The sequence below is a fragment of the Pseudomonas sp. NFACC05-1 genome (genome assembly GCF_900100135.1).
In the GTDB taxonomy this organism is placed as follows: Bacteria; Pseudomonadota; Gammaproteobacteria; order Pseudomonadales; family Pseudomonadaceae; genus Aquipseudomonas; species Aquipseudomonas fluorescens_Q.
The window spans coordinates 17,393-30,562 of the sequence record NZ_FMTR01000015.1 but is presented as its reverse complement, the minus strand read 5'-3'; the positions used below and the strand labels follow the sequence as shown (position 1 = coordinate 30,562).

The window sequence follows — 13,170 nt, the reverse complement described above, 5'->3', positions numbered from 1 at the left end:
CGCTGATCCAATTTTGAAACATCCGTCGACTACGCTGGTCCATCCCAGCTGCTAGGCTGCTGTGCAGGCCTTCATTTTTCGACAGAACTTTACCCATGCTCGCTCCCCTGCTGTTTGCCTGTGGTCTTGTCCTGGCCTCCACCTCGGCCGTGGCCATGACGATCTACAAATCCACCGATGCCAATGGCGTGGTGTCCTATAGCGACCGCCCCAGCAAGGGCGCCCAGGTGTTCGTGTTCCGCGACCGCATGGTCGAGCGCCTGGAGCGACAGGTGTTCCTGGATATCAAGAAGCAGAATGGCGCGGACGCGGTGTTCGTGCGCAACGATTTGTATGCGCCGGTGGAGATCGAGTTGAGTTTCGCCGGGCTGCGCAACGTCAGCGGGGCACCGAGCAGGCCGATTCGTCGGGTGCTGCCGGCGCGCAGCAACCTGCGCCTGGCGCTGCTCACGGCCACTCAGCCCGGGAGGCCGCTGGTCTACACCCCAAGGTTCGAATATTCCCTGGGCGACCCCGCCGGCGCGGCACAGGCTTATCAGTACCCGTTACCGTGGCGTGGCGGGCCGTTCCGGCTGAGCCAGGGTGCCAACGGCCAGTACAGCCATTACGGCCCGAAGAACCGCTACGCCATGGACATTGCCATGCCCGTGGGCACGCCGATCATCGCGGCGCGGGGCGGCGTGGTCATCAAGACCGAAAACGAGCAGACCGGCCGCGGGGACGATCCTTCGGGCAACTTCGTGCGGGTGCTGCACGATGACGGGACCATGGGCGTCTACCTGCACTTGCAGAAAGGTTCGGTGAGCGTACGGGAAGGGCAGCGGGTCGGGGTGGGCACGCCGTTGGCGTTGTCGGGCAATACCGGCAACAGCTCAGGCCCGCACCTGCATTTCGTGGTGCAGCGCAATACCGGCCTGGGGCTGGTGTCGATCCCCTACCAGTTCAATCAACCGGTGGGCGACCTGCCCAACTTTGCGTTGGGCAAGCAATAATCCAGGTCACGCCGATCCCCTGTGGCGAGGGAGCTTGCTCCCGCTCGGCTGCGAAGCAGTCGTCGCTTTTGGGGCCGCTTCGCTGCCCAGCGGGAGCAAGCTCCCTCGCCACAGGGATCGTGTTAGAGGCTTGGGGGCCGGTCGATACTCAATCGAGCATCAACACCTTCGCCAGGATGATCTTGGGTCCTTTCATCTTCTTGATGATGATCCGCAGGCCTTCGACTTCCAGCACTTCTTCCTCTTCCGGCACGCGCTTGAGGGTTTCATAGACCAACCCAGCCAAGGTTTCGGCTTCGATGTGGTCCAGGTCGATCCCCAGCAGGCGCTCGACCTTGAACAGCGGCGTATCACCCCGTACCAACAGCTTGCCCGGCTGGTAGGCCAGGATGCCGCGTTCGGCTTTGCGGTGTTCGTCCTGGATGTCACCCACCAACACTTCCAGCACGTCTTCCATGGTCAGGTAACCGATGATGTTGCCGTCGGCTTCCTCGACCAAGGCGAAGTGCGAACCGCCCTTGCGGAACTGCTCCAGCAATTGCGATAGCGGCATGTGCCGCGACACCCGCTCCAGCGGCCGGGTCAGTTCGGCCAGGTTGAACGACTCGGGAATGTGATCCAGGGCCGCCAGTTCCAGCAGCAGGTCCTTGATGTGCAGCAGGCCGACGAACTCCTGGCGCTCGCTGTCATACACCGGATAACGGCTGAACTTGTGGCGCCGGAACATCGCCAGGATTTCCTTGAGCGGCGCGTTGAATTCCAGCGTCACCAGGTCTTCCCGGGAGTTGGCCCAGTCCACCACTTCCAGCTCGCCCATTTCCACGGCCGAGGCCAGCACGCGCATGCCCTGGTCGCTCGGGTCCTGGCCACGGCTGGAGTGCAGGATCAGTTTCAGTTCTTCGCGGCTGTAATGGTGCTCGTGATGCGGGCCGGGTTCGCCTTGGCCGGCGATGCGCAAGATGGCGTTGGCGCTGGCGTTGAGCAGGTAGATCGCCGGGTACATCGCCCAGTAGAACAGGTACAGCGGCACGGCGGTCCACAGCGACAGCAGCTCGGGTTTGCGAATGGCCCAGGATTTGGGCGCCAGTTCACCGACCACGATGTGCAGGTACGAAATGATGAAGAACGCGGTGAAGAACGACACGCCCTTGATCACTTCCGGCGACTCTACGCCGACCGCGCCCAGCAACGGCTCGAGGATATGGGCGAACGCCGGCTCACCGACCCAGCCCAGGCCCAGGGAGGCCAGGGTGATACCCAACTGGCACGCCGACAGGTAAGCGTCGAGCTGGCTATGAACGGTGCGCAGGATGTGCCCGCGCCAGCCGTTCTGCTCGGCAATGGCTTCGACCCGGGTCGAGCGCAGCTTGACCATGGCGAATTCGGCCGCAACGAAAAAACCGTTGAGCAAAACCAGGATCAGAGCAAAAAGAATCATGCCGAATTCGGCGAAGAGTGTGACGAGGGACAAGCCAGGGGAAGGGTCCATGATGGAGTTTTGCGGGTTCCGTATAGTCGTAGGAATTGAAAATGAGCGCCTGAAAAGGCAGGCACAAGTCAGTCAATGTAGCGGCTGACTCGGTGATTGCCTAGGGGGCGTGCTCAATCAGCGGGGCGGGCGAGGCGTGCGCGAACCACCTGGGTCGGAGCGAAATGGCAGGTAAAGGTGCTGCCATGGCCGGGTACGCTGCTGATTTCCATGCGGGCGCGATGGCGCAGCAGGACGTGTTTGACGATGGCCAGGCCCAGCCCGGTGCCGCCGGTATTGGAGTTGCGGCTGGAGTCGACACGGTAGAAGCGTTCGGTCAGGCGCGGCAGGTGTTTGCTGTCGATGCCAATGCCCGAATCACGCACGCTCAGGTGCGCGCCTTGCTCATCGCCCCACCAGCGCACATGGATCCGGCCTTGCTCCGGCGTGTATTTGACCGCGTTGAACACCAGGTTGGAAAACGCACTGCGCAGTTCCGCCTCGCTGCCTTTGAGCTGCACGGCCGCATCGGCTTCCAGGGTGATGGTCTGCTGCTTGGAGCCGGACAGTTCCTGCGCGTCTTCGACAATGGTTTGCAGCAGATCGTCGATGGGCACTGGCTGGTTGTCCGACGGGTAATCGGTGGCTTCCAGCTTCGCCAGCAGCAGCAAGTCGTTGAGCAGGGTCTGCATGCGCCCGCTTTGCTGGTGCATCTGCTGCAAGGCCCGGCTCCAGCGCGGGTTCACTTCCTCGACGTTGTCGAGCAGGGTTTCCAGATAACCACAGATCACCGTCAATGGCGTGCGCAGTTCGTGGGAGACGTTGGCGATGAAGTCCTTGCGCATCTGTTCCAACTGATGGATGCGCGTGACATCGCGTACCAGCATCAAATGCTCATTGTTGCCATAGCGCGTGATGTACAGCTGGATACGTAGCCGATCATTGGTGGGCGAAGGAATTTCCAGGGGCTCGGCGTAATTGGCCTGCTCGAAATATTCCTTGAAGCGCGGATGACGTACCAGGTTGGTCACCGGCTGGCCGCTGTCCTGTGGCGTCTTGAGGCCCAACAGGGTTTCGGCGGCGCGGTTCCACCATTCCAGGTTGCCATCGCTGTCGAGCATGATCACGGCGTCTTTGAGTGCCGCGGTGGACTCCTGGACACGGTCGATCACCGCTTGCAGGCGCCCGCGCACGCGCTGGTCGCGCCGTTGCAGGTGGTAAATGCTGTCGAACACCTCACCCCACAGGCCATAGCCGTCGGGCGGGGCTTCGTCGGGTTGGTGCAGGCGTAGCCATTCATGCAGGCGCAGCAGTTGCTTGAGGGTCCAGGCCAGGTAAAGCCCCAGGCCCGCGGCCAGGCTCCAGCCGTAGTAGCCGCTGACCAAGCCGATCACCAGACAGCCGGTCACCAGCAACAACATGTGGCGAATCAGGGTGCCATGCCAGTTTTGATTCACGTGACGCGCGTCCTTGTCAGCTTGTCGGGCGGTAAGGGCTCGGATCAGGCCTTGGTAGAAAAACGATAACCGGTGCCGCGCACGGTTTGTACCAGATTTTCGTAGGCGTCGCCGAGGGCCTTGCGCAGGCGTCGGATGTGCACATCCACGGTGCGCTCTTCCACGTAGACGTTACCGCCCCAGACCTGGTCCAGCAGTTGGCCACGGGTGTAGGCACGCTCCTGGTGGGTCATGAAGAATTGCAGCAGGCGGTACTCCGTGGGGCCCATCTCGGCGGGCTTGCCGTCGATGGTCACGCGGTGACTGATGGGGTCCAGCAGCAGGCCGCCGACTTCGATCGGTGCTTCGCCGTCGGTGGGGCCAGCGCGGCGCAGCACGGCCTTCAGGCGCGCCACCAGCTCCCGTGGGGAAAACGGCTTGGTGATGTAGTCGTCGGCGCCCACTTCCAGGCCCTGGATCTTGTTGTCCTCTTCGCCCTTGGCGGTGAGCATGATGATCGGAATATCACCGGTCAGCTCGTCGCGCTTGAGGCGTCGCGCCAGTTCGATGCCCGAAGTGCCGGGCAGCATCCAGTCCAACAGAATCAGATCGGGCTTGCGGTCGACGATGATGGCGTGGGCCTGTTGAGAGTTTTCTGCTTCCATGCAGTCATAGCCGGCCATCTCCAACGCAACGGCGATCATCTCGCGGATGGGCGCCTCGTCGTCGACGATCAGAATGCTCCTGCCAACCATGGGGTAATCCTCTTGTCATTTAACTGTCTTGCGCCGCATTAGATAACGGAATTATTGCAGTCGTGTGACAGTTATTTCGTGGGCGGGCGGTGAAAGGGATCCTGGGCTACGCTTTTCAGTCCGAATCCTGACAACCACACAAGAAGGTTTCCATGACTTACCTTACCCAATCCATCCGGGCACTGGCGGTAACGGCTGCCCTGGCGCTGCCGACATGGGCATTCGCGGCTGAGCCGGCGATGGTCGATAAAGAGAAGGGCATACTGACGGACCACCAAAACATGACGTTGTATACGTTTGCCAAAGACTCGGGCGGCAAGTCGATGTGCAACGACAAGTGCGCCGCCAACTGGCCGCCGCTCATGGCCGAAGAAAGCGACAAGTCCATGGGCAAATGGACCGTGATCACCCGCGATGACCGAAAGAAGCAGTGGGCCTACGATGGCAAGCCGCTGTACACCTTTGTGAAGGATACAAAGGCCGGTGACATGACCGGTGACGGCTTGATGGACGGCGCCTGGAAGGTCGCCAAGCCCCACTGACGGGCACGGCGCCGAGCGGATGCTCTTGTGGCGAGGGAGCTTGCTCCCGCTGGGCTGCGTAGCGGCCCCAAGATTTTGCGGTTGCTGCGCAACCGAGCGGGAGCAAGCTCCCTCGCCACAAAGGCTTTCATGACCCAAGGTTCACCGCTGGGTCATAGGCCTCAGCGCAACGCATAATCCAGCACAATCCCCACGAAAATCGCCAACCCGGCCCAATGGTTGTGCAAAAACGCCTGGAAGCAGCGCATCCGGTCCCTGCCACGGGTGTACCAGAACTCCCAGGCGAAGCACGCGGCAGCGGCCACCAGCCCCAGGTGGAACCAGCCGCCCAGTTGGAACTTCGACCCGGCCAGCAACAGGCAGCCCAGTGCCAGGCCTTGCAACGTCAGGATGATCACCCGGTCGGCATCGCCAAACAGGATCGCCGTGGACTTCACCCCGATTCGCAAGTCATCGTCCCGGTCGGTCATTGCGTAATAGGTGTCGTAGCCCACCGTCCACAGCAGGTTGGCGATGTACAGCAACCAGGCGGCCGCTGGCAAATGGCCGGTTTCGGCGGTGAACGCCATCGGCATGCCCCAGGAGAACGCCGCGCCCAGCACCACTTGCGGGTAGTAGGTATAGCGCTTCATGAACGGGTAACTGAACGCCAGCGCCAAGCCACCGAGGGAGAGCAGGATAGTCGGGGCGTTGGTGCACAGCACTAGCAGGAAACTCACGCTCATCAGCACGGCGAAGAACACCAGCGCCTCTTTCGAACTGATCTTGCCGCTCACCAGCGGGCGCTGCTCGGTGCGCTTGACGTGACCGTCCACCTTGCGGTCGGCCCAGTCATTGATCACACAGCCGCCGGCGCGGGTCAGCACCACGCCGAGGACGAAAATCACCAGGTTGACGATGGACGGTGAGCCTTCACCGGCAATCCATAGCGCCCACAACGTCGGCCACAGCAGCAGGTAGATGCCAATGGGCTTGTCCATGCGGGTCAGTTGCACGAAGTCCCAGGCCCGCGGGTTCAGGCGGTTCAAGGATTTGAGCAGTTGCACGTACATCAGCAATTCTCCGAATAGGCACGGGCGACGGTCCACAGGCGCGGCAGGAAAATTTCCGCCACCAGCACGCTCAATGCACCGCGGTCGAAACGTGAGCGGCGACCCCACAGCCCGCTGGCGCGCACTTCTTCGGGCAACCCGGCGTCGGGGTAATGGCAAACTTCGATGGCTCGGCGCTGGAACGCCTGGTCACAAAATAGCAACTCCCCCAGGGAACGGCTGCCCAGTTCGTCCATCTGCAAGCCGTCACCCTGCAAGGCGCTGCGCGCCGCCACACTGCGGGCGAACACCCACGGCTGGTCATGGCCGCGCAGATACACCTCGCGTACCCAGCCTTCGCTACCCTCGGCCAGGTCCAGGGCGGCGCATTCGTCGGCGCGCAGTGGCTGCCAGCCTTCGAACAACGGCGTCACGCTGAAATGGCCGTCCGACAGGCGCGTCAGGCGCCGGGTCAGGGAGCCTTCGTCGAACAGCCAGTCGAGGACACCCGCATCGGGCCGGGGCGACAGCAGGGGTTGGGGCAGCCATTGGAGTGTTGGAAATATCGAATTTGTATGCGGCACGAGGGTCTTGATAGGCAACAAATGAGGCCGCGAGCTTACCATGACGGTCGCCGATTTTGACGGCTCCGGCCTGCTGCACTGCCGATCGTGCTTGCATCTGCGACGACCGATCAGTACAAAACGCCCTGAGCCGGAAAACAGCCTCGAGCGACCCTATACCGGCAAACGCCTGACACCTGAGGAAGTACCTGAATGAAAAAGTGGCAATGTATCGTCTGCGGCCTGATCTACAACGAAGCCGACGGTTGGCCGGATGATGGCATCGCACCTGGCACCCGTTGGGAAGACGTACCGGCAGACTGGCTGTGCCCGGACTGCGGCGTCGGCAAGATGGATTTCGAAATGATCGAAATCAACTGATCGTTTCTCAACTGGCATGGAAAGCATCACATGGAGAGCAGCATGAGCGCACCTGTCGTCATCGTCGGTACGGGGCTGGCCGGTTACAACCTGGCCCGGGAATTTCGCAAACTCGACAGCGAAACCCCATTGCTGCTGATCAGCGCCGATGACGGTCGCTCGTACTCCAAGCCCATGCTTTCCACGGGCTTTGGCAAAAACAAAGACGCCGACGGCCTGAGCATGGCCGAGCCCGGGACCATGGCCGAGCAACTGAAGGCCGAAGTGCGCACCCATACCCGCATCAGCGGCATCGACCCGGGCCACAAACGGCTGTGGATCGGCGAAGAAGCGGTGAGCTACCGCGACCTGATCCTGGCCTGGGGCGCCGAAACCGTGCGCGTGCCGGTGCAGGGCGATGCCGCGGACCTGATCTTCCCCATCAACGACCTGGAAGACTACGCACGCTTTCGCGCAGCGGCGGCTGGCAAACGTCGCGTGCTGCTGCTCGGCGCCGGGCTGATTGGCTGCGAGTTCGCCAACGACCTGATCCTGGGTGGCTATGAAGTGCAATTGGTGGCGCCGTGCGAGCAAGTCATGCCGACCCTGCTGCACCCGGCCGCCGCTGCGGCTGTACAGGCCGGGCTAGAAAGCCTCGGCGCGCGCTTCCACCTGGGGCCGGTACTCAATCGCCTGCAACGGGTCGCCGATGGGTTGGAAGCCCACTTGTCCGACGGCCAGGTGATTGCCTGTGACCTGGTGGTCTCGGCCATCGGCTTGCGCCCACGCATCGACTTGGCGGCGGCCGCCGGCCTGGTGGTCAACCGCGGTGTCGTGGTCGACCGCCACCTGAAAACCTCTCACGCCAACATCTACGCCCTGGGTGACTGCGCCGAGGTCGATGGCTTGAACCTGCTATATGTCATGCCGCTGATGAGCTGCGCCCGGGCCCTGGCCCAGACCCTGGCCGGCAACCCGACGGCCGTCAGCTACGGCGCCATGCCGATTACCGTGAAAACCCCGGTGTGCCCACTGGTGGTGTCGCCACCACCGCGAGGTAGCGAGGGCGTGTGGAGTGTCGAAGGGCAGGGCGCGGACATCAAGGCGCTATGCCGCGACGCTCAAGGCAATCTGTTGGGGTACGCCCTGACAGGCACGGCGGTGATGGAGAAACTGGCACTGAACAAGAAACTTCCACCCCTGCTGGCGTAAATACTGGTCGTTCTGTCGCAAAAACCCTACTTTTGGTCCCACAAAGGTCGCCCGGCCACTGGCGCCGTTTTCGGCACCGTGCCATCCTCACTCCCGTCTGCCGCAGAGTAGAGCCTGCGGCGCCTTAGGGGCCGTTCCAAAGAGAACGGCACGGACATAACAACAAAAAAACCGTCAAAGGGGCTTCATTCATGCGTAAACCAGAACTCGCCGCCGCCATCGCGGAAAAAGCAGACCTCACCAAAGAACAAGCCAACCGCGTCCTCAACGCCGTCCTCGAGGAAATCACCGGCGCCCTGCACCGCAAGGATAGCGTCACCCTGGTGGGCTTCGGCACTTTCCTGCAACGCCACCGCGGCGCCCGCACTGGCAAAAACCCACAGACCGGTGAGCCGGTGAAGATCAAGGCCAGCAACACCGTTGCCTTTAAACCAGGCAAGTTCCTGAAAGAAAGCGTCAACCCGTAATTGCTGCAAGTACCTCAGCCAGGGGGAAGAAAGCGGCAATCAAAAGGGCATACCGATGAATCGGTATGCCCTTTTTTGTGCTGGGGGGGTGGCGAGGGAGCTTGCTCCCGCTGGGTCGCGAAGCGGCCCTATAAAGCGACGACTGCTGCGCAGCCGAGCGGGAGCAAGCTCCCTCGCCACGGGATTTGGGGATGCCCCTGTGCGAGCTTGCTCGCGATGACGTCTGCCTAATCTGCAGAAGTCTTCGGCGCTGCCAACGCCTTCAAGGCCGCCTTGCGTTCCTCTATCGGCAATTTGCCGAGCTTTGCCACCGCTGCGTAAAACCTGATCCAGTCCCCGCCCTCCCGCCTGAACAGCGCCGCAAACGCCGGCACCCACTGGTCATACAGCCCGAACGGCAGCAGCCGTGCATTGTTCAGTGGGGCATAGACCCAGGCATCGTAGCGTTTGTCACCGGCCCATTGAGTGTCCCGCAACTGCTCATAGTCGGTGCGCAGGCGTTCGAATGCCTGTGCCTTGCGTTGTCGCATCTGTTCGGTCGGCAGGGGGTGGGTGTAGAGCGCTTCCAGGCGCTGGCGGGTGTCGAGAATCAATTGGATGAATTGGTCGCGCTGGCGCGCGTGCTTGCCGTTATCCGGCGCCAGCCCACGACTGGCGCGCCATTGCCGGCTGCCTTCCTGCTCGACGAAGGTGGCGAAGGACTCATTGAATTCGGTGTCGTCCTTGACATAAAACCGCTGGTGCGCCAGTTCATGAAAGATCAGCGTCGCCAGGCGTTCGTCGCCCCAATGCATCATCGAACTCAGGATCGGATCGTTGAACCAACCCAATGTCGAGTAGGCCTCCACACCACCGATCGACACGTCCATGCCCTGCAAACGCTGCAATGCGGCCTCGCCACGGGCGGCTCCCTGGCTGTAATAACCGCGATAAGCCACGCAACCGGCAATGGGGAAGCAATGATTTTGCGGCGCCAGGGAAAACTCTGGCGTGGTGAAGACATTCCAGACTACGAACGGCCGGCCAATGTCTGCATACAGGCGATAACTTTTATTGTCCGGCAAATGCAGGTGATCACTGGCGAACGTCCGTGCCTCACGCGCCTGGGTCAGGTGCGCCTTCAGTTGAGCATCGCGAGCAGGGTCGGCAATGACCTGGTCGATAGGCTCCCGGGCTTGCAACAACCGCAATTGCCCACCGACGAGCTGGCTGTAATAACCGACGCTTGAGCAACCGTTCAGTAACAAAAGCAGGAGGCCTGGAAACAAAATCCGGAAAGCACGGTCGAGTAACCGATGGCTTGAATGCGGCCTGATCAATTGGAATCACCCTGGGAAGTCTGCCCACAAGACTATCTCGCTTGCCTGGAGCTTCGCTATGCGCGTGTTGATGCTGACGAGCGGCCTGTTGCTGCTGACCGGTTGCGCCGGTTTGCCTGATCCTGATCCATCCCAAGCGTGGATCGACCTGGGAAGCCAGCAGGACACCGCGCTGCAAGCGCTAAAAGTCGATGACAAGACGTCCATCGACCGGCGCTATTTCGAAGTGCAACCCGGCAGCCATGAACTGACGGTGCGTTATCAATTTGCCGTCGAGCCCGGCAACATCGGCCCGGATGCCGAGCCGCTGTGGCGCGATTGCCGGTTGAACGTGAAATTCAAGGACTTCAACGCCGGCCAACGTTACCAGCTGCAGGCCGGCAGCATTGGTTTCCGGCCATGGGCCAAGCTTTACGATCAGCAACGCAAGGTGGTGGGGCAAGGTACGCCGGCGGGCTGCCAACAAACGTGATTGGCGCTATGCTCAGGGTCTGATTTCAGGAAATTCACCATGCGCTTACCTCTGCTGTTACTGGTCCTGGTCTCCATGAGCGGTTGTGCAACGAGCCCACTGCCCCCGGTCGATCCGAACATGGCGTGGATCGATTTCGCTACCCCCATGCCGGGCGGCAAAATGCTGATGGCTGAAAGCCTGGATGGCCAGCGATTGCGAGACGGCCGGTTCTTTCAGGTTTCGCCGGGCAGCCACGAACTGAAAGTGCGCTTCGACTTCGAAGTGTTTAGCGGTGGTGGGCTGGGCATGCAAGCCGAACCGCAAGAGCGGCTGTGCTACATGCTCGTGCGTTATGACCATTTCGAGGCCGGCCAGCGCTATCGGCTGGAGGCTCGCAACCTGGCGTTCACGCCCAGCGCCCGGCTCTATGACGCCAAGCGTCAAATCGTGGCCGAAGAGCGACAAATCAATTGCGTTCCGTAGCGTGTTCTAGCGGTCGTTCTTCTGGTAGATGATTTTCTTCGTGCCGTTTTCGCAAGTGCCCACCACCATGTTCTGATCGTGGACTTCGTCGTTGGTGACGATTTCCAACGTGTAGGACGATACGTTATTGGCTTGGATCTTCGCTTCGATTTCCGCTTTCAGCTCTTCACAGGATTTCGGTTCGGCAAGCGCAGATGCAGCGAATGCGCAACCGATGACCACCAGGGCTGATCGTTTCATGTTCGAATTCCTCATGGCAGCGCGCACCGCCTGTGCGCTGAAACTGCAGGTTTCATTCGACCATAATTGCGCCAGGGTAAACAGCTCGACCGTATTCAAGAAATCGCAGCCCTCGGCAGCGCCTGCGAAGGCTGCGATCCTTTCATGCGTCAGCTCACCAGCGTCGCATCCAGGGTGATCTGGGCGTTCAGCACCTTGGAAACCGGGCATCCTTCCTTGGCCTTCTTGCTCAGTTCGTCGAATTGCGCCTGGCTGGCGCCGGGGATTTTCGCCTTGAGCACCAACTTGACTGCAGTGATCGCGAAACCGCCATCGACCTGGTCCAGGGTCACTTCTGCGTTGGTGTCGATGCTGTCGGCCTTGAGCCCGGCATCGCCGAGGATCATCGAAAAGGCCATGGAAAAGCAGCCGGCATGGGCCGCGCCGATCAATTCTTCTGGGTTGGTGCCCTTGCCGCCTTCGAAGCGCGCCTTGAAGCCGTAGGGCGCTTCGCGCAGCACACCGGTTTCCGTGGAGATGGAGCCGATACCGGTTTTCAGGTCACCTTCCCAATGAGCCGATGCTTTCTTGATGATAGCCATGTCTGCCTCCTGAAGATCCGGCGCGCGAGACGCGCCTGGGTATTTTTTTAGCTGTCTGGGTTGTGAGGATAGACCGCCCGGAAAAGTTCACCTTGTCGATTAGCCGACGAATTTAGTAGGAAAATTCTTCGCAGCTATTGAAACTCGGGTATATGCCCACATTGCATGGAACACACCTTTAGAAACGGCAGGCTTTTGCCCTCGGGAAAAGCCCGGAACGCCGTTGGAGATCCCGGCCCATGAAACAGCTGTCCGACGTGAAATTCTCAACCCTCGACCTGGTGCCTGTCCGCGCCGATGGCAATGCTGCCCAGTCCTTGCGCAATTCGCTGGACCTGGCGCAGCACGTGGAAAAATACGGTTATACCCGCTTCTGGGTGGCCGAACACCACAACATGGACGGTATCGCCAGCTCCGCGACGGCGGTGCTGCTGGGTTATCTGGCGGGGGGGACTTCGACCATTCGTGTCGGCTCCGGCGGCGTCATGTTGCCCAATCACGCGCCGTTGATCATCGCCGAACAGTTTGGCACGCTGGAAAGCCTCTACCCGGGTCGAATCGACCTGGGGTTGGGGCGTGCGCCCGGTTCCGACCAGATGACTGCTCGGGCGCTGCGTCGCGAGCGCTCCGGCAGCGCGGACGATTTCCCCGAAGACGTGGCCGAACTGATGCGCTACCTCGGCCCGCGCACCCCGGACCAACGCATCATCGCCATGCCCGGCACCGGCACCAACGTGCCGGTATGGTTGCTGGGGTCGAGCCTGTTCAGTGCGCAACTGGCCGGTGAACGCGGTTTGCCCTACGCGTTCGCCTCCCATTTCGCACCGCGCTACATGCACGAGGCAATTCGCATCTACCGCAACCATTTCAAGCCGTCGGCAGTGCTCGACAAGCCTTATGTAATGCTCGGCGTGCCGCTGGTGGCGGCGGATACGGATGAACAGGCCGATTACCTGGCGACGTCGGTGTATCAGCGGATCCTGGCGCTGATGCGCGGCCAGAGCCTGGTGCAGCGTCCGCCGGTCGAAACCATGAACGGCCTCTGGTTGCCCCATGAGAAAGAAGCGGTTGGCGATTTCTTGGGACTGGCCATGGTCGGCGGTCCGCAGAAGATTCGCGCCAAGCTCGACGTGCTGATCGAGCAAACCCAGGCCGATGAGCTGATTTTCACCAGCGACCTGTACGAGCATGCCGATCGTTTGCACTCATACGAGTTGCTGGCGCAGGTTATGAAAGGCTAATGACGCGCATAAAAAAGCCGACGCAC

17 protein-coding genes are annotated in these 13,170 nt (G+C 61.2%); 9 read left to right on the top strand and 8 right to left on the bottom strand.

From position 1 onward, the window contains the following. Nucleotides 1-95: 95 nt before the first annotated feature. Entirely contained in the window at nucleotides 96-992 is an 897-nt protein-coding gene (locus BLO97_RS20510; protein ID WP_003196393.1) for a peptidoglycan DD-metalloendopeptidase family protein, read from the top strand. 148 nt (nucleotides 993-1,140) lie between these two features. On the opposite strand, the gene BLO97_RS20505 is transcribed toward BLO97_RS20510, so the two are convergent. The 3 genes from BLO97_RS20505 to phoB all read right to left on the bottom strand — a co-directional run bounded on the left by BLO97_RS20505 (nucleotide 1,141) and on the right by phoB (nucleotide 4,651). Beyond that, nucleotides 1,141-2,481, bottom strand: a complete 1,341-nt coding sequence (locus tag BLO97_RS20505) for a hemolysin family protein (protein WP_092150664.1) — start codon at nucleotides 2,479-2,481, stop codon at nucleotides 1,141-1,143. A gap of 113 nt (nucleotides 2,482-2,594) precedes the next feature. After that, nucleotides 2,595-3,881 (bottom strand): phosphate regulon sensor histidine kinase PhoR, encoded by a 1,287-nt coding sequence (gene phoR / locus BLO97_RS20500; protein WP_256572162.1) that lies wholly within the window; start codon nucleotides 3,879-3,881, stop codon nucleotides 2,595-2,597. Between the two features lie 80 nt (nucleotides 3,882-3,961). Beyond that, on the bottom strand, nucleotides 3,962-4,651 hold the full coding sequence (phoB, locus tag BLO97_RS20495) for a phosphate regulon transcriptional regulator PhoB (protein WP_003177195.1): 690 nt from the start codon (nucleotides 4,649-4,651) through the stop codon (nucleotides 3,962-3,964). Nucleotides 4,652-4,803: 152 nt separating this feature from the next. On the opposite strand from phoB, the gene BLO97_RS20490 reads away from it, so the two are divergent. Beyond that, nucleotides 4,804-5,193, top strand: coding sequence for a COG4315 family predicted lipoprotein (locus BLO97_RS20490; protein ID WP_092150670.1), 390 nt, complete (start codon nucleotides 4,804-4,806; stop codon nucleotides 5,191-5,193). A 161-nt stretch (nucleotides 5,194-5,354) separates the two neighbouring features. Here the strand turns inward: BLO97_RS20490 and ubiA are convergent, their stop codons facing one another. Next, nucleotides 5,355-6,245 (bottom strand): 4-hydroxybenzoate octaprenyltransferase, encoded by an 891-nt coding sequence (ubiA, locus tag BLO97_RS20485; RefSeq protein WP_092347701.1) that lies wholly within the window; start codon nucleotides 6,243-6,245, stop codon nucleotides 5,355-5,357. Next, a complete protein-coding gene (locus BLO97_RS20480; protein WP_092150700.1) occupies nucleotides 6,245-6,808 on the bottom strand; it encodes a chorismate--pyruvate lyase family protein in 564 nt (187 codons plus the stop codon). Before BLO97_RS20480 ends, ubiA begins: the two co-directional genes overlap by 1 nt. Before the next feature lie 40 nt (nucleotides 6,809-6,848). Here BLO97_RS20480 and BLO97_RS31695 point away from each other — a divergent pair, with 40 nt between their 5' ends. The 4 genes from BLO97_RS31695 to BLO97_RS20465 all read left to right on the top strand — a co-directional run bounded on the left by BLO97_RS31695 (nucleotide 6,849) and on the right by BLO97_RS20465 (nucleotide 8,826). Further along, nucleotides 6,849-7,004, top strand: coding sequence for a hypothetical protein (locus BLO97_RS31695; RefSeq protein ID WP_158265817.1), 156 nt, complete (start codon nucleotides 6,849-6,851; stop codon nucleotides 7,002-7,004). After that, on the top strand, nucleotides 7,001-7,168 hold the full coding sequence (locus BLO97_RS20475; protein ID WP_003177199.1) for a rubredoxin: 168 nt from the start codon (nucleotides 7,001-7,003) through the stop codon (nucleotides 7,166-7,168). Before BLO97_RS31695 ends, BLO97_RS20475 begins: the two co-directional genes overlap by 4 nt. A 42-nt stretch (nucleotides 7,169-7,210) precedes the next feature. Next, a complete protein-coding gene (locus tag BLO97_RS20470) occupies nucleotides 7,211-8,359 on the top strand; it encodes an NAD(P)/FAD-dependent oxidoreductase (protein WP_092347789.1) in 1,149 nt (382 codons plus the stop codon). Nucleotides 8,360-8,550: 191 nt separating this feature from the next. Then, nucleotides 8,551-8,826, top strand: coding sequence for an HU family DNA-binding protein (locus BLO97_RS20465; protein ID WP_063323541.1), 276 nt, complete (start codon nucleotides 8,551-8,553; stop codon nucleotides 8,824-8,826). A gap of 227 nt (nucleotides 8,827-9,053) precedes the next feature. On the opposite strand, the gene BLO97_RS20460 is transcribed toward BLO97_RS20465, so the two are convergent. Then, nucleotides 9,054-10,145: an aminopeptidase gene (locus tag BLO97_RS20460; RefSeq protein WP_092347698.1), complete on the bottom strand. Its 1,092-nt coding sequence runs from the start codon at nucleotides 10,143-10,145 to the stop codon at nucleotides 9,054-9,056. Between the two features lie 58 nt (nucleotides 10,146-10,203). Here BLO97_RS20460 and BLO97_RS20455 point away from each other — a divergent pair, with 58 nt between their 5' ends. Both BLO97_RS20455 and BLO97_RS20450 read left to right on the top strand, forming a co-directional pair. Then, nucleotides 10,204-10,617: a PA0061/PA0062 family lipoprotein gene (locus tag BLO97_RS20455; RefSeq protein WP_092150679.1), complete on the top strand. Its 414-nt coding sequence runs from the start codon at nucleotides 10,204-10,206 to the stop codon at nucleotides 10,615-10,617. Nucleotides 10,618-10,656: 39 nt separating this feature from the next. Beyond that, nucleotides 10,657-11,082: a PA0061/PA0062 family lipoprotein gene (locus BLO97_RS20450; protein WP_063323539.1), complete on the top strand. Its 426-nt coding sequence runs from the start codon at nucleotides 10,657-10,659 to the stop codon at nucleotides 11,080-11,082. Nucleotides 11,083-11,088: 6 nt separating this feature from the next. On the opposite strand, the gene BLO97_RS20445 is transcribed toward BLO97_RS20450, so the two are convergent. Then, complete coding sequence (locus BLO97_RS20445; RefSeq protein WP_092150682.1) at nucleotides 11,089-11,322, bottom strand: DUF1161 domain-containing protein; 234 nt, start codon at nucleotides 11,320-11,322, stop codon at nucleotides 11,089-11,091. 149 nt (nucleotides 11,323-11,471) lie between these two features. After that, the gene (locus tag BLO97_RS20440; protein WP_092150685.1) at nucleotides 11,472-11,903 is read right to left on the bottom strand and encodes an OsmC family protein; all 432 of its coding nucleotides are present in this window, start codon (nucleotides 11,901-11,903) and stop codon (nucleotides 11,472-11,474) included. Nucleotides 11,904-12,142: 239 nt separating this feature from the next. Here BLO97_RS20440 and BLO97_RS20435 point away from each other — a divergent pair, with 239 nt between their 5' ends. Then, entirely contained in the window at nucleotides 12,143-13,144 is a 1,002-nt protein-coding gene (locus tag BLO97_RS20435; RefSeq protein ID WP_063323537.1) for an LLM class flavin-dependent oxidoreductase, read from the top strand. Nucleotides 13,145-13,170: the final 26 nt, after the last annotated feature.